This window comes from Nocardioides endophyticus, assembly GCF_039543845.1.
GTDB classification, from domain to species: domain Bacteria; phylum Actinomycetota; class Actinomycetes; order Propionibacteriales; family Nocardioidaceae; genus Nocardioides; species Nocardioides endophyticus.
On sequence record NZ_BAABKN010000036.1, the window covers coordinates 251,881 to 275,350 of the forward strand.

Here is a 23,470-nt window from a genome sequence, read left to right on the forward strand (position 1 = left end):
GCCGTGTGACCTCGGTTATTGTTCGGCGCATGTCCAGCCCGACGACGAGTTCGCCCGCGACTCCGTCGCCGGATCCGACCTCCGAGAGGGGTGCGCCCGGGGTCGGTCCCTGGCGCGCGGACCTGCGCCGCTCGGTGCGGTTGATGGCTGACTTCCGCCAGGAGCAGGCCGATCCCGCCCGCTTCTACTCGGCCCTCGCGGCCGACTCGGTGGGCCAGCTGTCGGGCTACCTGGACCTCTCCGGCGGCACCGTGCTGGACGTCGGCGGCGGCCCCGGCTACTTCCGCGACGCGTTCGAGGCCGCAGGCTCGACGTACTGGGCGTTGGACGCCGACGTCGGCGAGCTCTCGGGACTGGGCTCGATCCCGCGGGGCACCGTGCTGGGCGACGGCATGAACCTGCCGTTCCGCGACGGCGCGGTCGACCTCTGCTACTCCTCCAACGTCCTCGAGCATGTCTCCCGGCCGTGGGAGATGGCCGACGAGATGCTCCGCGTGACCCGTCCGGGCGGCATCGCCTTCATCTCCTACACGGTCTGGTACGGCCCGTGGGGCGGTCACGAGACCTCGCCGTGGCACTACCTCGGCGGGGCGCGGGCACGCCGCCGCTACGCCGCCCGCCAGGGCCACGAGCCCAAGAACAAGTACGGCGAGTCGCTCTTCGCGGTCACCGTCCAAGACGGGATCGCGTGGGCCCGCCGCCAGCAGGCTGGCACCGTGCTCGACGTGATCCCGCGCTACAACCCGCGATGGACCTACTGGCTGACCCGCGTGCCCGGCGTACGAGAGCTCGCCACCTGGAACCTCGTCATCGTGGTGCGCAAGGCGTGAGCAACCAGGACACCACGCCTCCGCAGCAGCGAGGCCGGGCGACGTCACGCCTGCGGATGGTCGGGTACGCCGCCATCCTCACTGCGATGGCCTTCTCGCAGTCGGCCGGCCGGATGGTCGCGGACACCAAGTTCGACCTCATGACGCACCCGCGGGGCTTCCTCGCCGGAGCGATGCGGCTGTGGGACCCGCTCGCGGCGTTCGGGCAGATCCAGAACCAGGCCTACGGCTACCTCTGGCCGATGGGGCCGTTCTTCGTCCTCGGCGAGCTGGCCCACGTGCCCGAGTGGGCGATCCAGCGCGCGTGGTGGAGCGTGCTGCTGTGCCTGGCGTTCTTCGGGATCGTCCGGCTCGCCCAGCAGCTCGACCTCGGTTCGCCGCGGACCCAGGTCGTCGCCGGCTTCGCCTATGTGCTGACCCCGCGGATCACCACCCTGCTCGGCGGCACCTCGATCGAGGTGTGGCCGATGGCGCTCGCGCCGTGGGTGCTGATCCCGCTGGTGCGCGGCAGCCGTGAGGGCTCCGTACGCCGGGCCGCGGCGGTCAGTGCCCTGGTGGTGGCCACCTGCGGAGGAGTCAACGCGATCGCGGTCGCGGCCGTCCTCCCGCTCGGTGTCATCTGGCTGCTCACGCGGGCGGCCGGACCGCGCAAGTGGCGGCTGCTGGGCTGGTGGACGCTCTTCACCGGCCTCGCCACGCTGTGGTGGAGCCTCCCGCTGCTGGTGATGGGGCGCTACAGCGCGCCGTTCCTCGACTACATCGAGAACGCCACCGTCACCACGGTGCCCACCGACCTTGCCCGGACCTTAGCCGGCACCTCGGACTGGGTCGCCTACTTCGCCGGCATCGACTACCCGGCCGGCCAGCAGCTGGTCACGTCCTTCCTCCTGCTCCAGGCCGCGGCGGTGGCGGCGTTCGGACTGGCCGGGGTCGGGTTACGCAGCAACCCGCACCAGCGGTTCCTCGCGTGGGGTGTGCTGGTCGGCATCGCGCTGGTCGGTTTCGGCTACGCGGGTGACCTGTCGGGATTCCTCGCCGGCGACCGCCAGGCGTGGCTGGACGGCACGCTCGCGCCGCTGCGCAACCTGCACAAGTTCGACGTCGTACTCCGGATCCCGTTGATCCTCGGGCTCGCGCACGCGCTGACGTCCCTGCCGGCGCTCGTGGGAGGTCGGCGCGATCGCTCCTCGGTCTGGGCGGTCCGAGCGCTGGCGACCGCTGCCGTGCTCGCCGTCGCCGTTACCGCACTGCCCTGGGCGCAGGACCGCATCGCGCCGCGCGAGGGCGTCCTCGAGGTGCCCGACTACTGGAGCGATGTCGCGCGCTACCTGCACGAGCACGACGACGGCACCGTCTCGTTGGTGATCCCCGCGTCGGCGTTCGGCGTCTACTCGTGGGGCAACGTGCACGACGACATCATGCAGGGCTTGGCAGAGAGTCCGTGGGCGGTGCGCAACGTCATCCCGCTGGCGCAGCCGGGCAACGTCGCCTTCCTCGACGCCGTCACCCGGACCATCGAGTCGGGGCGGCCGAGCGACTCCCTCGCCACCGTGCTTGCGACCAACGGCGTCGGCCGACTCGTCGTCCGCAACGACCTCGACCGGTTCGAGACCGGCGCGCCGGACCCGGCGTACGTCGAGCGAGTGCTGGTCGGCTCCGCGGGCATCAGTCTCGCGGAGTCCTTCGGACCACGCGTCGGCGCAGCGGCTGTCGATGACGTCGAGACGCCTGAGGGGGACGTCCGCGTGGTCACCGGCACCGGGATCGCCGCGGAGGTCGGGTCGGTCGACGTCTACGACGTCGCGGGGGCGCGCTCCGTGACGCTCAACGACCCGCTACCGCTGGCCGGCGACCCGGGAAGTGGCTTCCAGACCGAGCCCGCCGGTCTCGGCGCGGGGCCCTTCCTGCTGGCCGACGACACCACGGGCGACGAGGGCGGCGCCGTGCTGACGGACGGGAACAAGCGCCGCGAGGTCAACTTCGCTGCCGTCCGCGCCAACCGCTCGGCCACGATGCCCGCGATCCAGCCCTATCGCCTCAACGGCCCCGAGCACCAGCACCGCATCCTCCGCGACCCCGACCGGTGGCAGACCGTCGAGACCTGGGCCGGGGACGTGTCGTCGGCGGACGCGAGCTCCTCGCAGGCGTACGCCGACGCGCTGCCACCCCTCGAGGTCGGCGCGCATCCCGGTGCCGCGCTCGACCACGACCTGGCCACGGCCTGGCGCTCCGGGCGGCAGGCCGAGCCGGTGGGGCAGTGGTGGCAGGAGCGCTTCACCGAGCCCGTCTCGGTGCCGCAGGTGCGGGTGACGCTCGCCGCAGGCTCGGCGCCCGTCGAGCGGCTGGTCATCCAGTCCGGGGAGGAGTCGGTCCTCGTGCCCGCACCCGCTCCTGGCGGCTCGCGGACCTACTCGACGCGGTTCACCGGTGCCGAGCTGCTCCGGATCACCGCTGCCGGCCCGGGGGCCGATCTCGTGGGCTCGTTCTCGCTCGCGGAGGTCGAGGTGCCCGGCGTCGTGGCCCAACGGTTCCTGGATCTCCCGCAGCCCGACGAGCGCCAGCCGGTCGCGGCGATCCTGCTGGAGCGAGACCCCGATCGCGCCGCCTGCGCGGAGGTCGGTACGGCGTTCCCCTGCGACAACTCACTGATCGCTCCGGGCGAGGACGGGGACACCCTGGCGCGCCGGTTCCAGTCGTCGTTCGCCGACACCTACGAGCTCTCGGCGACCGGGTCGCTCCGCCGTACCGCGGACGCGAGCGCACTCCTGGCCTCCGGGGCCCGGATCACCAGCGACGCCGTCGTGCGCGATGTCGCCGAGGGCCCCGTCGCACTCGCCGACGGTGATGACGGCACCTCGTGGGTCTCGCAGTCGACCGACGAGACCGTCCGCATCGAGTTCCCGGACCGGCGCCGGATCGACACCCTGGAGCTGACGGTCGACCGCGGCGCGCCGGTATCGCTGCCGACCCGGGTCGAGCTGACGTCGGGGGACCGGCAGCGGGTGCTGCCGGTCGACGACGACGGCGTCGTCCGGGTCCCGGGCTGGCGGGTGGACGAGCTCGAGCTGCAGGTGCGCAAGGTCGACCGCGCCTACTCGGCGTCCGGAAGCCAGTTCGTCGAGCTCCCCCCGGGCATCTCCGAGCTGGAGGTCAACGGCGAGTCGCTGAACCCCGGCACGACGATCGCGCGGTCGTTCCCCTGCGGCACCGGCCCCCGGATCGGCGTGGCCGGCGAGGTGCAGGAGACGACGTTCACGGCGAGCACCCAGGACCTGATCCGGGGGAGGAGCGTGCCGCTGCGGCTGTGCGGTTCCGACGAGGTCGCGCTCGACGCCGAGGAGACCACGTTGCTCGCCGTGCCGACGTTGCTGCGCGCGGACGCGGTGAGCCTGCGGACAGACGACGCCGAGTCGAGCCCGCTCCTGGCCGGTGTCACCGCGCACCGCGACTCCCGAGACGCCCCGGCCTCGGTGGACGTGCCCGCCCGCACGGGGGACACCGTGCTGTCGCTGCCGCAGAACGTGAACCCCGGCTGGAGGGCGACGCTCGACGGCGAGACCTTGCCCGTCGTACGGACGGACGGCTGGAAGCAGGGCTGGCGGCTGCCGGCGGGCGATGCCGGGACCGTCGAGCTGAGCTACCGCCCGGCGCTGCCGTTCGTCGTCCTGCTCGGCGTGGGCGGGCTCGGGGCGCTCGTCGTGCTGCTCGTCGCGCTCTGGCCGCGCGGAAGAGCCCGCGGTGAGGAGCAGCCCGCGCTCGTCGCCGGGACGACCGGCTTGCTCGACGTCGCCGTCGTCCTGAGCGCTGGGTCGCTCCTGGCCGGCTGGTGGGGGTTGGCCGGCGCCGCCGTCGCCCTCGTGGTGGGACGGCTGCTCGGCAGGTGGTCCGAGGCCTGGGCCTGGCTGGCCGGCCTGGCCGCGCTGATCGGCTCGCTCGCGCTGGGCTGGGACGAGATCACCGACCGGTCCTGGGCGGTGACGTGGAGCCAGGCCTGGGTGCTCGGGGGAGTGTGCTTGCTGGTCGCCGCACTCGCCGGGAACCGTCAGCGGCCGGGGCTGACCTCGCCGATCTCGAGGCGCTCGAGGCAGGCGACCCCGGACTGCACCCGGATCGTGATCGACGAGTAGGCGCCCGGGGCGGGCGTCACGAGGGTGTGCCCACCCTTCTCGAGCGGCACGTCGACCTCGCGGTCGCCGATCCCGATCGTCGCGGTGCTGTCCTCGGACGCGGCGTACCGAAGCCGGAGGAACCACTCGGGTCCGAGCACGGGTCCGTCGAGGGAGAACCTCGAGGTGGTGCGCCGGGCGGTTCCGAAGCACCCGTCGGGCCCGACGTGCGTGAGCTGCGCCCGCGCCGGTGTGAACTGGATCGGGCGGAAGGTGCCGCTGTCGTCGACGATGCGGCCCTGGTCGGTGACCGTGGTCGAGACCGACGGGCCTGGGCTGAGCATCGGGAACATGGAGCGGTAGGTGTTGGTCGGGTAGGCCAGCGGTGCCCAGAGCCAGTCCGGGACGGTCAGGTTCATCAGCTGGGCGTCGGGCTCGGCGCGCATCGAGGCCGCGACGTTGTCGTAGTAGCGCTCCGGGCTGGTGTCGGTGAGGTTGCGCAACGGGTACGACGCGGTGCTCGCCGTCGCGAGCACGAGGTACCCGATCATCGCGCTCACGGCCCACGACGGGGTCGTGATCGACCACGTCGCCGACGGGCGTGGCTCCGCTGACTGCGCGGCACCCGGCACTGACAGGAACGCCAGCCCGACCGCGAGGGAGAGCGTCAGCGCCGACTCGGTCTGGAAGCGGTAGTCCAGGGCGATCGCGCTGCCGAAGTAGATCGCGCGGCTTACCGAGATCAGGGCCGCGTTGGCCAGCAGACCCACGACCGGGATCAGCCAAGCGCGCAGGCCGTGGCGGCGGGTCATCGCCGACGCGACCACGACGACGAGCAGGACGATCCACGACAGCGCCAGCAGCAGCTGCGACGGGTGCACCTCGCTCTGCGTGACTCCCGAGACCTTCCAGTCGACGGGCCCGCCGACCGCGCCGATCGGGAAGGCGGTCCCGGCCAGCTCGCGGAGCACTCCGAAGAGGGGCTTGCTGCGCACCGAACCGGCGTCGAAGTTGAGCGCGAAGGGCACGTATGCCGCGAGGTAGGCCACGACCACGACGACCTGGGTGACCACCGCCCCGCGGTACCGGGTCCACAGCTGGCGGAGCCGGTCGGGGAAGGTACCGGCGGTGAAGTAGAGCAGCGCCACCAGCCACAGCACCGCGAAGCCGACCAACGTCCGCTCGACGAACAGCAGGCCGACGACCATCCACGCGAAGGTCGCCGCGAGCGACGTCCAGCGCGGCCGGCGCAGGTAGGCCACGAACGACGAGAGCGCCATGATGATGGCGAGCATCATCGGGATCTGGTTGACCGCGGCGGCCCACCAGATCGTCGCCGGGATCAGCATCGGCGAGAACAGGAAGATCGTCAGCGGCACGAGGACCGCCCAGCGCGCTCCGAACAGGCGCAACACCAGCCGCAGCATCGCGAGCCCGGTGAGCGCGAAGCAGACGATGATCTCGACAGCGGGATAGGTGAAGGACATCGGGTCAGCGTGCGCGTTCAGCCAGGTGACCAACGCCCCGGCCGGCATCAGGTGTCCGTTGTAGGGCTTGACCAGGTAGGTCCAGGTCAGCGGTCCGTCGAGGGCGCGCTGGATGAAGTAGAAGTCGTCGAAGAAGAACCACGCGCCGTGGAGCTGCCAGACCCGGAACGCCGTGCTGGCGGCGACCAGGAGGAGCCCGGACGCCAGCACGGCACGTCGGCGGCCCGTCGGGACCGGATCGGCCCGGCGGGCGCCGGCTCCGCTCACCGGACCGTGGCCCGCGCCGGGCGGGCCTCACGGTCCATTCGGGCGAAGAACGCGATGTTCTTGGCGCGCAGGATCGGCCGCTCGAAGAGGTAGAACGAGACGCTGGCGAGCACGATCGTCACGGTCAGGGTGGCGGTGGCGACGGTGAGGTAGCGGCCGGTGAAGATGTCGATGTCGAGCACCGCGAAGACGGCGTTCAGCACCAGCATGTGGATCGCGAAGATGCCGTAGGAGATGTCCCCCAGCCAGTAGAGCACCGGGCCGCTGAGCTGGGTGCGGACCCAGCCCTCCCGCTCGGGGCCGAACACCAGCGGGAGCACGTAGAAGGCCCCCGCGACGGCGTACAGGACCACCTTGGAGCCGGCCTCCCAACCGCCGGGGATGAGCAGCTGGCGGGGGCCTGCGATCGGTGAGCAGGCGATCGCGAAGACCGCCGTGGCCAGGATCCAGCAGCCGGGCAGGTCGCGTCCCAGCCGCTCGAGGACGTGGTCCCCTGGCTCGACCGCGAGCCTCGCGGAGACCGCGGCGAACCAGACGCCGACGAGGAACCAGGGCAGGTAGCCGGGCAGCCACTGGGCGTAGTGCCCCTCGCTGCCGGGGATCTGGGCGACCGTCGCCTGCCATGCGACGCCGGCGACGAAGAGGACGGCGCAGCGGCGGAGCACGGAGCCGGCGTCGAGCACGTGACCGACGCCCCGGGGTTGCCACGTCAGCCACCAGCAGAGCAGCGGGAGAACGAGGTAGAAGGCGACCTCGGTGCACAGACTCCACATCTGCGTCAGCGAGCTCGGCAGCAGCTCGGGCACGTAGAGCTGGGTGAAGGTGAGGTTGGTGAGCCAGACCTGCCACCCCGCGCCGTCGTTGGCGGGGTCGAGGGTCAGCGCGATCACGACGACGACCCAGTAGAGCGGCAGGATCCGCAGCGCGCGCTTCCAGAGGTAGTGGCGGCTCGAGGGGGCAGGCCGGTCGAGGGCGACGGTGAGGAACCACGGCCGGCTCAGCAGGAAGCCAGACAGGACGAAGAACAGCGTGACGCCGAAGTCGAGACGAGCCAGTGCCGCGCCGACCCAGCCCTGGTTGATCTGGCCGGTGTTGAAGGCGGCGTGGGTGAGCACCACCATGATCGCGCCGATCGCACGGACGGCGTTGAGCGCGGGGAAGGAGCGGTCATGGAAGGTCACGAAGCCACCCTCTCGTCCTGGGTCACCGGCAGGAGCGGCCCGGCCGTGACGTCGTTGGTGCAGATCTGGGTGTCGCCCTGTAGGCCCGAGAGTGTCACGCTGCCCACCGACTGGTGCGTCGCCGGGTCGGCGATGAGGTCGGTCCTGACGAACAGCGCATGGAGCCCTCCCACGATGGTGGCCGAGATCGTCTCATCACCGACCTCGACCGTGACCGAGCTGGTGCCGCTGCTGAGGTAGCCGATCCTCACCCACGAGCGGGCGTTCCGGCGGACGTCGGGCCCGGATCCGATCCCGGTCGGCACCAGCTCGATGGTGCGCGACTTGTCGGCCACCCGGTAGCCGCAGTCCTTGTCCGGGCCCGGTGGCGCCTGCTCGAGCGGCCGGATGACGGCCGGCACGACGTGGCCATCGTCGGTGACCGTGGAGACGCCGTCGATCGCCGCGTCCGGGAACGACGTGTGCTCCTCGTGCGCCGTCAGCAGGCGGCTCAGCGTGTTGTCCGGGTAGGAGTAGGCGCCCATCACGACCTCCGGCACGGTGGTGTCGTCGAGGACGACGGGCTGCTGGCTCGCGGTGAGGGTGCGGAGCAGATTGTCGAAGTAGGTCTGCCCGGGGTCGTGGGTCTGCCAGTGCCGCACGAACAGTGTCGACGACACCAGAGCAAGCGCCACGGGTACGGCGACCGCGACCATGACGCGGCGCGGGTGGTCGAGGAGCTCGCTCGGGCGCCGGACCTCGACCGGTTCCACGGCGCCGCGCACCGGCAGCACGGCCAGCGCCAGGGCGATCGCGGTGACCGCGCCCATCTCGCCCTGGTCCCGATAGTCGAAGCTGACGATCGTGCCCGGGTACGTCGTACGTCCGGCCGTCACGAGGACGATGTCGGCGACGAGGAACGCGACGGGCAGCAGCCACGCGCGCAGGCTCCGGGTCCGGGCTCGGCGGATCTCCCAGACCACCAGCCCCACGGCCACGACGCTCGCCCAGCGCACGGCGCTGCCGGGATCGGGGAAGGCAGCGTGGTCGAGGTACTGCCAGCGCAGTGGTCCACCTGCCAGGGCGGTGACGTAGCCGTGGCCCACCATGTTCCACGTGACCCGGCCCAGACTGCCGCTCGCGGCGGCCGCGGCACCGAAGTCGAGCGCGGTGGCGACGTAGACGGCCAGGTAGGCACCGAGGGCACCGGCGTAGACGAGGACGCCGCGCCAGTAGGTGCGCAGCACCTGGACCGCACGCACCCCGAGGGTGCCGGTCGCGAAGTAGGCGAGCGACAGGAACGCGGCGGCGCCGAACAGCAGGATCGTCTTCTCGAAGAAGAGCAGGCCGAACGCCGACCACGCCACCGTCATCAGCGCGTAGCGGAGCTGGCGGGTGCGCAGGTAGGTCGCGTGAGTCCCGAGGCCGGCGAAGAGAGCGATGTGCCACGGCAGCTGGTTCACCCCGGCCGCCCACCAGATCGCAACCGGGGTCGTGATCACGGCGAAGAGGTAGAGCGCCAGCGGGGGCAGGATGCCCGGCCGCGGTCCGAAGACACGGACCAGCATCCACAGCAGCGCGATCGACGCCCCCGCCTGCAGCACCAGCAGCATCGTCGCGGTGACCCGGAAGTCGTACGGCGCGACCGCGTCGGCCAGCCAGGAGAGGTACATGCCTCCCGGCATGATGTGGCCGACGTAGGGCTCGAACGCGGCTCGCGGGCTCGGCCCGGCGTTGGCCATCCGGGACATGAGGTCGAAGTCGTCGTAGTGGTACCAGGAGCCGTACACCGACCATGCCCGGAAGGCGAGCTGCGCGACGATCAGCGCGCCCGCAACCGCCAGGACTCGGGGCCCGGGCCGGATCATGTCGGCGAGTCGGGCACGGGGGTCCCCAGCACGAGCCCGGTCACGCACAGGTCGCTCGTCGTGGGGTAGTCGCTGAGCTCGACGCTCCGGAACTCGCCGGCCGCCTGCACGAACACGTCATGGTCACCGGCCGGCAGGTCGAGCTCGTGCTCCTCCTCACCCGCGGTCAGCGTCAGCGGCGTCGCCTCGGACGACTCGTACGAGAGGTCGATCCACCAGCCGCCGCCGAGGACCGGACCGTCCAGCGGGATGGTCGTCGTGCCGTCGTCGTCGAGCCGGTAGCCGCAGCCCTTCGTCTCCTTCATCTCGCGCGCAGGCTCGAGGCGGACGGGCGACAGTCGGCCGTCGTCATCGAGGATGAACAGCCCGTCGACCGAGCTGCGCGGGTAGTCGACCTTGTCGGCGTACGGGCGCAGGATGTGGCTGTAGGAGTTCTCCGGGAACCGGAACGACCACAGCAGGGTCTGGGGGATGCCGGTGTCCACCATCGGCACCGGGTGCTCCGCGGCCGCGATGGTGGTGCGTGCGTTGCGGAAGAACGCCTCGGAGTCGTTGCGGCTCTGCCACAGGTCGACGTACCGGACCGTCGACACCACGGAGAGCGCCACGATCAGCAGAGTGACGACGCCGACGAACACCCGGCCCTCGTAGGTGCGTGGCACTCCCTCCCGGGTCGAGTTGACCTCGACCGCGCCACGCAACGGGAGGAACGCCAGGCCCAGGCACAGCACGACGATCGCGGCTGACTCGGTCTGGTAGCGGTACTCCCGGCCGATCTCGGGGCCGACGATCGAGGCTCGCGCACTGGCGAGCAGCACGACGTTGGCCAGCAGCGTGAAGCCCAGCAGTGACCAGGCGCGCTTGCTCATCGTGCGGGTGAAGAAGGCGTAGGCGATGACGCCGGCGCACCCGGCCCAGGAGACCAGGAGCAGCAGGTCGGAGGGGTTGGCGAGCGAGCCGACGTTGAGCGTCTCCCAGGTGATCGGCCCGCCGACCAGGGCGGCGGCCAGGGCCACGCCGACCAGGTTCCACGCGATCGGGCCCCAGGAGACACCGGCCGACTCGCCGAGGCCGAAGTCCAGGCCCCAGTGCACGTAGGCGGCGAGGTAGACAGCGGCGACGGCGCCGTGCACGACGATCCCGAGGCGGTAGCGGTCCCACAGCCCGCGGAGTCGCTGCGGGGTGTTGCCGGTGCTGAACCACCCGATGGCGACCAGCGCGTAGATGCCGAACAGGATCAGCGTCTTCTCGTAGAACGCGAGACCGAAGGCGGTCCACAGCAGCGTCGTGACGAGGTAGCGGATGCGCGGGGTGCGCAGGTAGCCCAGGTGCGCCGTCAGCCCGAAGCCGAGCGCGATCTGGAGGGGGAGCTGGTTGATCCCGGCCGCGAACCAGATCCCGGCCGAGAGGGTGAAGACCCAGAAGAGGTAGCCCGCGAGCAGCACCAGCACGAACGGTCGTCGGCCGAACATCGAGAGGAGCAGCCGGAAGATCCCGATCGAGGCCAGCGCCTGGAGCACCAGGAGCGTCAGGGCCCACGGCCACCACTGGTACGTCGCCGCGTCGGTCAGCACGCGCACGAGCGCGAAGCCGGCCGGCATCAGGTGCCCGCCGTACGACTCGAGCAGATAGTCACTGTCGAAGGGCTGGTTCATCGCGCGCGACATGAAGGCCAGGTCGTCGAAGTAGAACCACGACCCGGAGAGCGCCCAGCCACGGAGTCCAAGCTGCCCGGCGATCATCAGCCCGCCGAGCAGCAGGAGGCGTTCGGGTCGGCGCGGCACGCGGGGACTATGCCACACCAGCGGACCCATAAAGATTTCGCCTCGACTGTGACGCAGGCCTCATTTCTACCGGCCAGTACTGCTACGGTGCGCTGAACCTAACGGATGCTTGGGAGGCGAAGTGAAGCGCAAGGTGTTCGGGCTGATCCTGCTCGGGCTCGGGGCATTCATGCTCGTGGTCGGCGTCATGACCACGGTATGGGCCCCGGGGCAGCTGAAGAAGCTGCCGCTCGACGTCAACACCACGACACATCTCGACGGTGTCGTGAAGAAGTTGGACCCCGCCACCGGCGAGCTCGTCGAGAACCCGGTCAAGGTTCAGAGCATCTCGAAGGTCGACTCGGACGCGTCCGACGACTCGACGGCCGTGTGGGTGAGCACGGCGTGCGTGGTGATCGACATCGACGACGCACCCGACTGCGTCGACGGCGACGACCCGCGCCTGGTGAGCGCGACCACCGACGTCTTCGCGACCGACCGGGTGACGGCCGAGGCGGTGCCCGACTTCAAGGGCCTGCCCGACGACGCGGTCCCGCACGAGGGTCTGGTCAACAAGTGGCCGTTCGACACCCAGAAGAAGGACTACACCTACTGGGACGGCACCGTCGGTGAGGCCCTTCCCGCGATCTACGACCGCGAGGAGAGCTTCCAGGGCGTCGACTGCTACGTCTACAAGATCGCCATCGCCGACGCTCCGATCGAGATCGCCGAGGGCATCAACGGCACCTACGACCAGCAGATCGAGATCTGGGTCGAGCCGATCACCGGTGCGATCCAGCAGCAGAAGCAGGACCAGCAGCGCTACCTCGACGACGGCACCCCCGTCCTCGACCTCAAGGTCGGCTTCACCGAGGAGCAGCAGAAGACGTTCGCAGACGACGCTAAGACGAACCTCTCGGGCCTGCGCCTCCTGCTCTTCTGGGTGCCGCTGATCGGGTTCATCGTCGGCGGCCTCTGCGTGGTCGCTGCGATCCTGATCCTGCTGTCCGCCCGTCGCGGTGGCGGCGGTGGCAGCGCTCCGGCCAAGCACGAGCTGGCCGGGGCGGCCAACTGACGTACCAGCACTGACGACATGCGGCACCGGGCTCCACCCGGTGCCGCATGCGTCGTCTCTGGGGCACTGACCCGGTGGTTGAGGTGTGAGGGCCGCCAGGCCCGAGCCGCGAACCCCCGCGCCAGCATGCCCAGCACGCCCGACATGCCCACTGACACCACACCGCCGGCGGGGCCACCGCCATGTTCCGGCTGAGGTTGCCTGCGGCGGGGCCCGCAGGCGGTCAGCCCAGGCGAGCGCCGAAGATCGCCGTCCCGGGTGTGAGCCGGCCCCGGACGCCCGACCAACCACCCCACACCCGGTCGTGTCCGTCTGGCCACTCGGGCTCGAGCAGGTCGGTGATGACGAAGCCCCGACCCGCCAGCAGGCCGACCCAGTCGCCGAGCGTGCGGTGGTGCTCGACGTACGACACCACGCCGCTCGCGTCGTCGACCTCGACGTACGGCGTGCGGTCCCAGTAGGACTGGCTCGCGGTCAGCCCTTCCTCGCCCGGGTCGTCGGGGAACATCCACCGGGTGGGGTGGGTGATCGAGAACGCGTAGCGACCGCCGGGACGCAGCACTCGGGCGGTCTCGGCCACTGCGGTCGCGATGTCGCTCACGAACTGGAGGGCGCCGAACGACGAGAAGACGACGTCGAAGGAGTTGTCGGCGAAGGGGAGTGCGGTGGCAGTGCCCAGGACGGACGGCACGCTCAGCCCGGAGTCGATGTCGATGCGCCGGGAGTGCTGGAGCTGCCGGAAGGACAGGTCGAGCCCGTAGGCGCGACCGCCGCGGCTGCGGATCCAGCGCGAGCATTGGCCGGCGCCCGAGCCGACTTCGAGGACGTCGCGATCGGCCACGTCGCCGAGGACCCCGGCCTCGGCCTCGGTGAAGCCTTCGGGTCCCCAGACAAAGCCCGCGTCGCCGAGGAACTCGCCGTGCGTGGCCTGGTACTCGTCGGCGTACCGGTCCCAGTCGGGGCCGTTGGCCCGTCGGGACTCCTCCTCCGACACCGGTCGTCGCTCCACCCGAACCGGGGGATGGTTCTCCACGCTGCGGAGCGTAGTCCTTCGCCGGTTGGACGTACGTCGCGGGCCCCGCGTAGTCTTCAGGGTGCGCCGAAGGTCTGCCTACGTCCCGTACAGAGCGGACATTCGCTCGCTAACTCTCTCCGAGCTAGTGAAACGGACCTTCGACGTGCCCGTACGACTCCATCCATCCAAGGACACACCTTCCTTATGACGAGCAGCATCTCCACTCTGCCGGAGCTCGAGTTCCCGCAGGTCGCGATCAACGACATCGGTTCAGAAGAGGACTTCCTCGCCGCGATCGACGCGACCATCAAGTACTTCAACGACGGCGACATCGTCGAGGGCACCATCGTCAAGGTGGACCGCGACGAGGTCCTCCTCGACATCGGCTACAAGACCGAGGGCGTCATCCCCTCGCGCGAGCTGTCGATCAAGCACGACGTCGACCCCAATGAGGTCGTTTCCGTGGGCGACAAGGTCGAGGCCCTGGTCCTCCAGAAGGAGGACAAGGAAGGCCGCCTGATCCTGTCCAAGAAGCGCGCCCAGTACGAGCGCGCCTGGGGCACCATCGAGCAGGTCAAGGAAGAGGACGGCGTCGTCGAAGGCACCGTCATCGAGGTCGTCAAGGGTGGTCTCATCCTCGACATCGGTCTGCGCGGCTTCCTGCCCGCCTCCCTCGTCGAGATGCGTCGTGTCCGCGACCTGCAGCCCTACGTCGGTCAGACGCTCGAGGCCAAGATCATCGAGCTCGACAAGAACCGCAACAACGTGGTCCTGTCGCGTCGCGCCTGGCTCGAGCAGACCCAGTCCGAGGTTCGCCACGGCTTCCTGACCCAGCTCCAGAAGGGTCAGATCCGCAAGGGTGTCGTCTCCTCCATCGTCAACTTCGGTGCGTTCGTGGACCTCGGCGGCGTCGACGGTCTCGTCCACGTCTCGGAGCTGTCCTGGAAGCACATCGACCACCCGTCCGAGGTCGTCGCCGTGGGCGACGAGGTCACCGTCGAGGTCCTCGACGTCGACATGGACCGCGAGCGTGTCTCCCTGTCGCTGAAGGCGACGCAGGAGGACCCGTGGCAGCACTTCGCCCGGACCCATCAGATCGGCCAGATCGTGCCCGGCAAGGTCACCAAGCTGGTCCCGTTCGGTGCGTTCGTCCGCGTCGAGGAGGGCATCGAGGGCCTGGTGCACATCTCCGAGCTCGCCGAGCGTCACGTCGAGATCCCGGAGCAGGTCGTCCAGGTCAACGACGACGTCATGGTCAAGATCATCGACATCGACCTCGAGCGTCGCCGGATCTCGCTGTCGCTCAAGCAGGCCAACGAGACCGCTGCGGCGGGTGACGTCGAGGACTTCGACCCCACCCTCTACGGTATGGCCGCGACGTACGACGAGCAGGGCAACTACGTCTACCCGGAGGGCTTCGACCCCGAGACGGGCGAGTGGCTCGAGGGCTTCGACGACCAGCGCGCGGTCTGGGAGGACCAGTACGCCAAGGCGCACGCTCGCTGGGAGCAGCACGTCAAGCAGCAGGCCGAGGCGAAGGTTGCCGAGGCCGAGGCCGGCGAGGCCACGTCGTACTCCTCCTCCGCTGAGGTGGACGAGGACGTCGACGCCGGCGGCTCGCTCGCTTCCGACGAGGCGCTGCAGGCGCTCCGTGAGAAGCTCACCGGCGGCGCCAGCTAACCAGCTCTGAACGCACGAGGGCCCGGTCACCTGATGGTGACCGGGCCCTCGTGCGTTGTGGGGAGTGAAGAGAGGTCAGCGCGCCAGAGGAGCCACGAAGCGGGCGTCCTCGAAGTGCGAGACCGGCGGGCGCTGCGGCCCCCGGCCGTCGCGGACGATCAGGTAGACGCTCGCAACGCTGAGCGCCACCACGACTAGCAGCAGAATCATCAGGAAGGTCATGGCAGTAATACTGCGCCTGTTGAGATCCTGCCACGAGTGGCAGAAAAGTCAGGGTCCGTTGATTTTCTGCCAGATCGGGTGTTTGCTGTTCGGGTGAAGAAGGTCGCCGTGATCGTGCAGGAAGGCGCCGAGCCGTTCGGGCTGGGATCTCTCGTCGAGGTGTGGGGCGAGCCGTACCACCCCGAGGACGACAACCCGGTCTTCGACTTCCAGGTGTGTACGCCGCGACCGGGGCGACTGCGCGGCCGATCCGACTACGACATCGTCGTGGAGCGCGGGCTCGAGGCCCTCGAGGACGCGGACCTGGTCTGCCTGGCGCCGAAGTACAACTTCCTCGAGCACGACCCCGCCGTCCTGGAGGCGATCCGTGCCGCCGACGCGCGCGACGCCACGATCTACGCGCACTGCTCGGGCGTCTTCGAGATCGGCGCTGCCGGCCTGCTGCACGGGCGGGAGTGCACGACGCACTGGCGCTACACCGACCTGCTGGCGTCGACGTATCCGGAGGCCAAGGTCAGCCCGGACGTCCTCTACTGCCACGACGGCAACATCCTCACGGGCGCGGGCGCCGCGGCGGGCATCGACGCATCGCTGCACCTGATGCGGGACCACTTCGGCGCCAAGGTCGCGGCGACGACGGCCCGGCGGATCGTCGTACCTCCGCACCGCGACGGGGGGCAGGCGCAGTTCATCGCGAACGCCGTGCCGGACTGCGACGCGGAGACCCTCGGACCGCTGCTGCAGTGGATCGTCGAGAACCTCGGCGACGACCTCAGCGTCGAGACCCTGGCGCGGCGCAACCACATGTCGGCGCGCACGTTCGCCCGTCGGTTCCGGGCCGAGACCGGCACCACCCCGCACTCCTGGGTCACCCGACAGCGGGTGCAGGCCGCGGAGGAGCTGCTCGAGCGCACCGACCACTCCATCGACTGGATCGCCGACGAGGTGGGGTTCGGCAACGCCGCCACCCTGCGCCACCACTTCGCCCGGGTGCGCGGACTGAGCCCCCAGCAGTACCGGCGCCGGTTCGCCGGCTGAGGAGTGCTCGATCGACTAGCCTCGCGCCATGCGACGAAGTCTCGGCGCCGCACTGGTGCTCCTGACCGCCCTGACGTCGCTGACCCCGGCTGCGGTCGCCGCACCGCCGGACCCCGTGCGGATCATGATCGTCGGCGACTCCGTCGTGCAGGGCTCGGCCGGTGACTGGACCTGGCGCTACCGACTGCACCAGATGCTGGACGCGGCTGGGGTCGACGTCGACTTCGTGGGCCCGCACACGGACGTCTTCGACAATGTGTCCGGGGAGCTGGGCTCCCAGGCGTACGCCGACCCCGCCTTCGACGACCGCGAGCACGCCGCCCGGTGGGGGGCGACGCTGAGCGAGCCGGCCGATTCGATGGCCTCACTGGTGGAGGAGTTCGACCCGGACGTCGTCGTCGAGGCCCGAGGCTTCAACGACCTCGGGTGGATGGGCCTTCCTGCCGAGGAGGTGGACGATCTCGTCAGCGACGAGATCGCCGAAGCGCGTGCTGCGGCCCCGGAGGTCGACTTCGTCGTCGCTGCACTGCCCCAGGACTGGTCCGAGGAGATCGGCAGCTACAACGCCTCGTTGCCGGCACTGGCGGCCGGGCTCTCCGGACCCGACTCGTCCGTCGTGGTGTCGGACACCGGTCACGGCTTCGAGGAGTACGTCGACACGTGGGACCCAGCTCACCTCGCTGCGACCGGTGAGGTGAAGATGGCGGCCGGGGTCGCGGAGGCCTTGGCTGAGCTGGGTATCGGCACCGGTGCAGGCACCCTGCCGGTCGTCCGCAACGGGCACTGGGGCGGCGCCACGCTTGCGGTCGCACCCGGCGAGCGCAAGGCGGCGCTGACCTGGAGCGGGCCGCCGGGCGCGCGAGAGGAGCTCGTGTGGACACGCGATCTGACGGCATGCGCGGACTGGATCCGGTTGCCGGTGGCGCTCGAGGGGACGTCGTGGGAGGCGACCGGGTTGGTGCCGGGTCACCGTTACGACTTCCGCCTGCAGGCCGCCAAGGGGACTGCGATCTCGGACGGCTTCTCCAACGTCGTCGGGGTGGTCGTGGCGGGTTCGGATCCCTGGCCCCGGCAGGCGTGTGCGCCTACGACGGTGGTCGCGACCCCCGGACTGAACCGGCTGACCGTGGACTGGGCCCCGGTGTCGACGGCGACGTCGTACGACGTCATCTGGACCAGCGACGTCCCCGGGGACAATGGAGCCCGGAGCGTGGCAGGCGGACCAGTGGTCCTCGGCGGACTGGTGGGCGGCCGGGTCTACCGGGTCTCCGTCGCGGCGCGCAACGCCGCTCCCGGATCGGGCGCGGCTGTTGTCACGCAGGGCACTCCCACCGCGCCCGCTCCGGAGCCGATGGGCCGGCCGAGCCGGGTGGTCGTGGCGCCCGGCTCGCATCGACTGGACGTCACCTGGTCGCCGGCGGCAGGCGCGACGGCCTACGACGTCACCTGGGCCGGTCGGAAGCTCCACCTACGCGGGCAGGCCGCCGTCAGCGGCCCTGCGGTCGCGATCACGAACGTCCTAGCGGGGGAGCGGTACGACGTCACGATCACTCCCCTCAACGCCGCCGGCTCGGGACCCGCCGTCACGGTCGTCGGCGTGCCTCGCGGGCCGGAGGTCGCCGCTCCCACCCAGCTGCGGGCCCGGCAGACCGGTGCGCACCGGGCGCTGCTGACCTGGCGCCACCGGCCCGCCGCGTCGTCGTACTCCGTGCAGGTCCGCCGACGTGGACGGTGGGAGCCGGTGCGGACCGTGGTGGCGACCGCGCTGGTCGTGCGCGGCCTGCCGCGCGGGGTCGCGAGCTTCCGGGTGCGACCCTGGCACCAGCTGGTCGCGGGCCGATGGTCGCACGAGGTGCGGGTGCGCATGCGATAGGCGGGAACTCCGGGCTCGCCGCGGACATGACCAGGTATGCGAGGAGGCGTGGTGGTGACCGAGGGGGACGAGCTGGCCCTGGTCGACGCCCTGCGCGCCGACGACCCCGAGGCGCTGGCGGCCCTCTTCGACCGCTACGCCGACCGGATCTACAACCACTGCTTCCGGGCGACCGGCGACTGGGCTGATGCCGAGGACGCCACCGCGACCGTCTTCCTGGAGGTGTGGCGACACCGCGGCCGGGTGCAGGCCCACGACGGGTCGGCGCTGCCGTGGTTGTACGGCGTCGCGACCAACGTCTGCCGCAACCTCACCCGGTCCGGGCGCCGGCGTCGCCGCGGACTCGCCGCGCTGCCGCCTCCCTCGGTCGAGCCCGACCACGCGGAGCGCGTCGTCGACCGGCTGGGCTCGACCGCGCGGATGCAGACCGTGCTCGCCGCGGTCCGCGAGCTGCCCGTGCGCGAGCAGGAGGTGCTCGGCCTGGTCGCGTGGTCCGGCCTGTCCTACGAGCAGGCGGCCGCCGCGCTCGACGTACCGGTCGGGACCGTGCGGTCCCGGCTCTCCCGCGCCCGTGCCCGGCTGAGCGCCCTGACCGAGGAGTGACGATGGCTGACGACGACCTCACACCCCCGCCCGATGAGTCCCTGCCCGACCAGTCGCGCGCGCGGATCCGCGCCGACCTCCTGGCCGCGGCCCAGGACGGCCGTGGTGGCGCGCGCCGCTGGCTGGCCCCGATCGTCGCCGCAGCGGCCGTGCTCGTCGTCGTGGGCGTTGCCGGCTGGGCCGTCCAGGCGGGCCGCGACGACAACGGCGCTCCCGCCGGAGCGCCGACCCCGACCGTCCCCGGTGCCGACTGGACGATGGGCTGGCCGGACGACCCCGCGCCGAGTGAGCCGTCGGGCAAGGCCTCGGTCAACCTCTCGACCTGCGTGGACCCCATGGGGCAGGTGCTGGCAGGGGCACAGCAGGTCGTGACCTTCCCGGCCGACGACGTCGGTGGTGAGACCACGATGTGGGTCGCGGGGGAGAGCTACGCGCTGTGCGACGTCCGCGCCGGCATCACGATCGTGCACAAGCCGATCTCGATGGCCCACCCGTCCGGAGTGGGGCCGTTCCAGGTCAGCAGCATCTACCCGCGCACCGAGGACGGCTTCCGCACCGTCCAGGTTGCAGGTGGGTTGGTGCCGCAAGGCGCGACGGCGTACGACGTGAGCTACACGTTCCCCGACGGTCACACCGAGCGCGCCACGACGACGACCGACGACCAGGGGCGCACCTGGTGGCGGATGGTCTACTCGTACGCCGGCGGCGAGCCGGACCCGACCCCGATCCGGGTCACCGTGAGCTTGTCCGGCGTCCAGAAGGAGTACTCGCTCAAGCCGGGCGTCGACACTTGCGCGCAGGCCAACGAGACCTGCTGACTACTTGCATCTCTAGCCGGTCAGCCCCAGGTCGGCGACGAGCTGACCGGTCACCTGCTGGAAGTGGGTGTCGTAGTCGAGGATGCCGCGGTGCATGTGGCCGAAGAGCTCCATGCTGACGTGGCCGAAGACCGTCGTCCACGCCATCAGCCAGCGCACGATCCGATCGTCGGCGACCGTGGTCTCGAGCGCGAGATGCACGCCGCCGAGCGCCTGGTGCCCCTTCGGCGGGACGGCGCCGGTGGGCGCACCGAGCACATCGCCGGCGGTCTCGGACTCCTGGGCGAGTCGCAGGAACGCGCCGGTGATCCGACTGGCCGACGTGGTCGTCGTCTGAGGAGCGACGTAGCCGGGCACAGGGGAGCCGTAGAGCAGGGCGTACTCGTGCGGGTTGGCGCGCGCCCAGTCGCGGATGGCGGCGCACACGGCCAGGAACCGCTTGTCGAGGTCGGACCGGCGCCGTACGCCGGCATCGGCCTGCTCGACCGCGTCGCCGAGCTCGTCGTACGACTCCACGATCAGCGCGGTCAGCAGCTCGTCGCGACTGGGGAAGTAGCGGTAGACGGCCGAGGAGACCAGGCCGACGTCGCGGGCGATCTGACGGACCGACAGCGCTGCTGGGCCGACCTCGGCGAGCTGGGCGCGGGCGCGTTCGAGGATCGCGCGGGTCTGCTCGGCACGGTTCTCGGCGCGGGACATGCGGGGCATGCCGACATGGTCGCACAAAACGAGAGCAGTGCTCTTGCTTTCGACTGCGCGTCGTGCCACCCTCGAGGAACGGAGAGCAGCGCTCTCGTTTCGAACCTCAGGAGGAACCATGTCAGAGCTCCACGTCGTCGTCGGCGCCGGCCCCGTCGGTCGCGCCACTGCGCACGAGCTGGTCGCGGCCGGCCACGAGGTGCGGCTGGTTAGTCGCTCGGGTGCCGGCCCGGACCTGCCTGGCGTACGCCGCGAGGCGGCCGACGCGGCGGATGCCGATCGTCTGGTCGAGCTGGCCGCCGGCGCCGTCGCGATCTACAACTGCGTCAACCCATCGGACTACACGGTGTGGCCGACGTTCTGGCCGCCGGTGGCCGAGGCGTTCCTGGTTGCCGCCGAGCGCACCGGCGCCGTGCTCGTCACCGCGTCATGCCTCTACGGCTACGGGCCGGTCGACGTCCCCATGGTCGAGGGGATGCCCGACGCGGCGGCCACGAAGAAGGCCCGGATCAGGGCCGGGATGTGGGCCGAGGCGAAGGCCCGGCACGAGGCCGGCCGGATCCGCGCCGTCGAGGTGCGCGGCTCGGACTACATGGGTCCGGGCGTCACCGTCGAGGCGGGGCACATCGCCCGGGTCGCGCCGGCCGCACTGGCCGGCAAGGCCGTGCGGGTGATGGGCCGGCCCGACGTACCCCACTCGTTCACCGACGTGCGCGACATGGGCCGGGCGCTGGTCGCCGTAGCTGCTGCCCCGCAGACCTGGGGCCGGGTCTGGCACGCGCCGACCAACGGCCCGGTCACCCAGGCACAGGCGGTGGCCGACGTCTGCCGGGCGGCCGGCCGCGAGCCGGTGACGGTGAAGGGCTTCCCGAAGGGCACCCTGGCGCTCAGCGGGCTGTTCGTGTCCGTCATGCGTGAGCTGCGGGAGACCGAGTACCAGTTCCAGCGGCCCTACGTGCTCGACTCCAGTGCGATCGAGCGAGAGCTCGGCCTGACGCCGACGCCGTGGGACGAGGTCTGCCGCGCGACCGCGCTCAACGCAGACCCGACCCTTCAGGCGGCGACGGTCGAGAGTCCGCTGCGCACCAGGTCGGCGTAGCGCCCACCGCGCAGCAGCAGCTCCTCGTGGGTGCCGAGCTCGACGACATGACCGCGGGCGAGTACGGCGATCTGGTCGGCGTTGCGCACGGTCGAGAGCCGGTGGGCGATGGTGATCGTCGTCCGTCCCTCGGCCAGCCGGTCGAGGGCGGCCTGGACCTCCCGCTCGGTCTCGTTGTCGAGCGCGCTGGTCGCCTCGTCGAGCACCAGGATCCGCGGGTTGCGCAGCAGCGTGCGGGCGATGGCCAGCCGCTGCTTCTCGCCGCCGGAGAACCGGTGGCCGCGCGAGCCGACCATCGTGTCGTAGCCCTGGGGCAGCGCCTCCACGACGTCGTGGATGCGCGCGGCCCGGCAGGCCGCCTCGATCTCGGCGTCGGTGGCGCCCGGCTTCGCGTGCAGCAGGTTGTCCTTGACCGTGGCGTGCAGCAGGTAGGTCTCCTGCGTCACCACGCCGACGGTCGCAGCCAGGTCCTCGAGCGTCAGGCTGCGTACGTCGACCCCGTCGATGCGGACCGCACCCGTCGTGGGGTCATGCAGCCGGGCGACCAGTGAGGCGAGCGTCGTCTTGCCGCTGCCGGTCTCGCCCACCAGGGCGAGGGAGCCGCCGGCCGGCACCGTGAGCTCGATGTCATGGAGCACGGTCGCGTCGCCGTACCCGAAGTCGACGTGGTCGAAGCAGACCTCGCCACGGACGTGATCGAGCCGGACCGGGTCGGCCGGGTCGTCGATCTCGATCGGGAGGTCCTGGTACTCGAAGATCCGGCTGAAGAGCGCCAGTGACGCGGTGACGTCGGCCTGGACGCCGAGCAGCCCCATCAGCGGGCGGAACAGCGCGCCCTGAAGGGCGACGAAGGCGACCAGCGTGCCGATCGTCATGCCGCCGGACGTCGCGGGCAGGCCGGCGGCGAGGTAGAGGGTGGCGGGCACGGCCGCGAAGACGACGTTCATCGTGGCCATCCGCCAGCGGCCGGCGAGCTGCGAGCGCACCTCCAGGTCGACGAGGTCGGCCGAGGTCTGCTCGAAGCGTCGGGCCAGCGTGGGCGCGGCGCCGAGGGTCTTGGTGAGCTGGATGCCGCTGATCGACAGGCCCTCCTCGACCTGCACGTGCAGGTCGGCGAGCTTGCGCTGGCGTGCGGCGGTCACGGCGTACCGCATCCGCGCGACCTGACGGGTCAGGATGACGGCCGGCGGGAGCACGACGAGGGTGACCAGGGCGAGCTGCCAGCTGAGCAGCAGCATGGCGACGAGGGTGCCCACGACCGTGGTCAGGTTGGACGCGATCGAGGTGGCCGTCGAGGTGACGACCGACTGCATGCTGCCGATGTCGTTGACGACCCGCGACTGGATCTCGCCGCCGCGGGTGCGGGTGAAGAAGCCGATCGACTGGCGCTGCAGGTGGCCGAAGAGGTCGGAGCGCAGGCGGTGCATCACGCGCTGCCCGACGGTGGTCGACTGCCAGGTCTGGACGACGCCGATCGCGGAGGTCGCGACGGCGATGCCCACCATGAGCAGGACGCAGGTGAGCAGCAGGGAGACGTCCTGCTGGGGGATCGCGACGTCGATGACGCGCTTGATCAGGAACGGCTGGGCCAGGGCGATCAGCGAGCTGGCCACGATCAGGACGACCACGAAGGCCAGGCGGGCTCGGTGTGCGGCGAAGAGCCGCCCGATGCGGCGCAGCGAGACGGGAGCGTCGGCGAGCTGGGCCTTGTCGGCCGCTCGCGACTCGGGATGGCGGTTCTGGGGGCGGCCTCCGCGGCCGCGGCTCATGGACTCCTCCATGCGCTCACCTCTCTCACGGGTGGGTGCCAGGTAGTATGGTGAGGTTACCTCACGATGAGGGAACACCCGCATTCGCTAGGATGTTC

17 protein-coding genes are annotated in these 23,470 nt (G+C 70.9%); 9 read left to right on the plus strand and 8 right to left on the minus strand.

The window, feature by feature from the left end:
- Window positions 1-29: 29 nt before the first annotated feature.
- Window positions 30-830 (plus strand): class I SAM-dependent methyltransferase, encoded by an 801-nt coding sequence (locus ABEA33_RS25730; protein WP_345529974.1) that lies wholly within the window; start codon window positions 30-32, stop codon window positions 828-830.
- On the plus strand, window positions 827-4,957 hold the full coding sequence (locus ABEA33_RS25735; RefSeq protein WP_345529976.1) for an alpha-(1->3)-arabinofuranosyltransferase domain-containing protein: 4,131 nt from the start codon (window positions 827-829) through the stop codon (window positions 4,955-4,957). The genes ABEA33_RS25730 and ABEA33_RS25735 overlap by 4 nt, the downstream gene beginning before the upstream one ends.
- On the opposite strand, the gene ABEA33_RS25740 is transcribed toward ABEA33_RS25735, so the two are convergent.
- The 4 genes from ABEA33_RS25740 to ABEA33_RS25755 are packed head-to-tail and all read right to left on the minus strand — an operon-like array spanning window position 4,873 to window position 11,502.
- Entirely contained in the window at window positions 4,873-6,690 is a 1,818-nt protein-coding gene (locus tag ABEA33_RS25740) for a hypothetical protein (protein ID WP_345529977.1), read from the minus strand. The two genes, ABEA33_RS25735 and ABEA33_RS25740, sit on opposite strands and share 85 nt — an antisense overlap.
- A complete protein-coding gene (locus ABEA33_RS25745) occupies window positions 6,687-7,871 on the minus strand; it encodes an acyltransferase family protein (protein WP_345529978.1) in 1,185 nt (394 codons plus the stop codon). Before ABEA33_RS25745 ends, ABEA33_RS25740 begins: the two co-directional genes overlap by 4 nt.
- Window positions 7,868-9,718 carry a hypothetical protein gene (locus ABEA33_RS25750; RefSeq protein WP_345529979.1) on the minus strand — a complete coding sequence of 617 codons (1,851 nt, stop codon included), beginning with the start codon at window positions 9,716-9,718 and terminating at the stop codon, window positions 7,868-7,870. The genes ABEA33_RS25745 and ABEA33_RS25750 overlap by 4 nt, the downstream gene beginning before the upstream one ends.
- Window positions 9,715-11,502 carry a hypothetical protein gene (locus ABEA33_RS25755; RefSeq protein WP_345529980.1) on the minus strand — a complete coding sequence of 596 codons (1,788 nt, stop codon included), beginning with the start codon at window positions 11,500-11,502 and terminating at the stop codon, window positions 9,715-9,717. Before ABEA33_RS25755 ends, ABEA33_RS25750 begins: the two co-directional genes overlap by 4 nt.
- A 121-nt stretch (window positions 11,503-11,623) precedes the next feature.
- Between ABEA33_RS25755 and ABEA33_RS25760 the strand changes: the two genes are divergently transcribed.
- Window positions 11,624-12,556 (plus strand): PorA family protein, encoded by a 933-nt coding sequence (locus tag ABEA33_RS25760; RefSeq protein WP_345529981.1) that lies wholly within the window; start codon window positions 11,624-11,626, stop codon window positions 12,554-12,556.
- 223 nt (window positions 12,557-12,779) lie between these two features.
- On the opposite strand, the gene ABEA33_RS25765 is transcribed toward ABEA33_RS25760, so the two are convergent.
- Window positions 12,780-13,589, minus strand: a complete 810-nt coding sequence (locus ABEA33_RS25765) for a class I SAM-dependent methyltransferase (RefSeq protein ID WP_345529982.1) — start codon at window positions 13,587-13,589, stop codon at window positions 12,780-12,782.
- 186 nt (window positions 13,590-13,775) lie between these two features.
- On the opposite strand from ABEA33_RS25765, the gene rpsA reads away from it, so the two are divergent.
- Window positions 13,776-15,251 carry a 30S ribosomal protein S1 gene (gene rpsA, locus ABEA33_RS25770; protein ID WP_345529983.1) on the plus strand — a complete coding sequence of 492 codons (1,476 nt, stop codon included), beginning with the start codon at window positions 13,776-13,778 and terminating at the stop codon, window positions 15,249-15,251.
- Window positions 15,252-15,326: 75 nt separating this feature from the next.
- Here rpsA and ABEA33_RS25775 read toward each other — a convergent pair whose 3' ends face one another.
- The gene (locus ABEA33_RS25775) at window positions 15,327-15,473 is read right to left on the minus strand and encodes a hypothetical protein (protein WP_345529984.1); all 147 of its coding nucleotides are present in this window, start codon (window positions 15,471-15,473) and stop codon (window positions 15,327-15,329) included.
- A gap of 93 nt (window positions 15,474-15,566) precedes the next feature.
- Here ABEA33_RS25775 and ABEA33_RS25780 point away from each other — a divergent pair, with 93 nt between their 5' ends.
- From ABEA33_RS25780 to ABEA33_RS25795, 4 genes are read left to right on the plus strand one after another with little or no spacing between them, the layout of a single operon-like run.
- Complete coding sequence (locus tag ABEA33_RS25780) at window positions 15,567-16,511, plus strand: GlxA family transcriptional regulator (protein ID WP_345529985.1); 945 nt, start codon at window positions 15,567-15,569, stop codon at window positions 16,509-16,511.
- A gap of 28 nt (window positions 16,512-16,539) precedes the next feature.
- Window positions 16,540-18,384 (plus strand): SGNH/GDSL hydrolase family protein, encoded by a 1,845-nt coding sequence (locus ABEA33_RS25785; RefSeq protein ID WP_345529986.1) that lies wholly within the window; start codon window positions 16,540-16,542, stop codon window positions 18,382-18,384.
- A 54-nt stretch (window positions 18,385-18,438) separates the two neighbouring features.
- Window positions 18,439-18,987 carry an RNA polymerase sigma factor gene (locus tag ABEA33_RS25790; protein ID WP_345529987.1) on the plus strand — a complete coding sequence of 183 codons (549 nt, stop codon included), beginning with the start codon at window positions 18,439-18,441 and terminating at the stop codon, window positions 18,985-18,987.
- A gap of 2 nt (window positions 18,988-18,989) precedes the next feature.
- Entirely contained in the window at window positions 18,990-19,805 is an 816-nt protein-coding gene (locus ABEA33_RS25795; RefSeq protein ID WP_345529988.1) for a hypothetical protein, read from the plus strand.
- A gap of 12 nt (window positions 19,806-19,817) precedes the next feature.
- Here ABEA33_RS25795 and ABEA33_RS25800 read toward each other — a convergent pair whose 3' ends face one another.
- Window positions 19,818-20,513, minus strand: coding sequence for a TetR/AcrR family transcriptional regulator (locus ABEA33_RS25800; RefSeq protein WP_345529989.1), 696 nt, complete (start codon window positions 20,511-20,513; stop codon window positions 19,818-19,820).
- Between the two features lie 109 nt (window positions 20,514-20,622).
- Here ABEA33_RS25800 and ABEA33_RS25805 point away from each other — a divergent pair, with 109 nt between their 5' ends.
- On the plus strand, window positions 20,623-21,603 hold the full coding sequence (locus ABEA33_RS25805) for an NAD-dependent epimerase/dehydratase family protein (protein WP_345529990.1): 981 nt from the start codon (window positions 20,623-20,625) through the stop codon (window positions 21,601-21,603).
- Here ABEA33_RS25805 and ABEA33_RS25810 read toward each other — a convergent pair.
- Window positions 21,558-23,384: an ABC transporter ATP-binding protein gene (locus ABEA33_RS25810; RefSeq protein WP_345529992.1), complete on the minus strand. Its 1,827-nt coding sequence runs from the start codon at window positions 23,382-23,384 to the stop codon at window positions 21,558-21,560. The genes ABEA33_RS25805 and ABEA33_RS25810 overlap by 46 nt on opposite strands.
- Window positions 23,385-23,470: the final 86 nt, after the last annotated feature.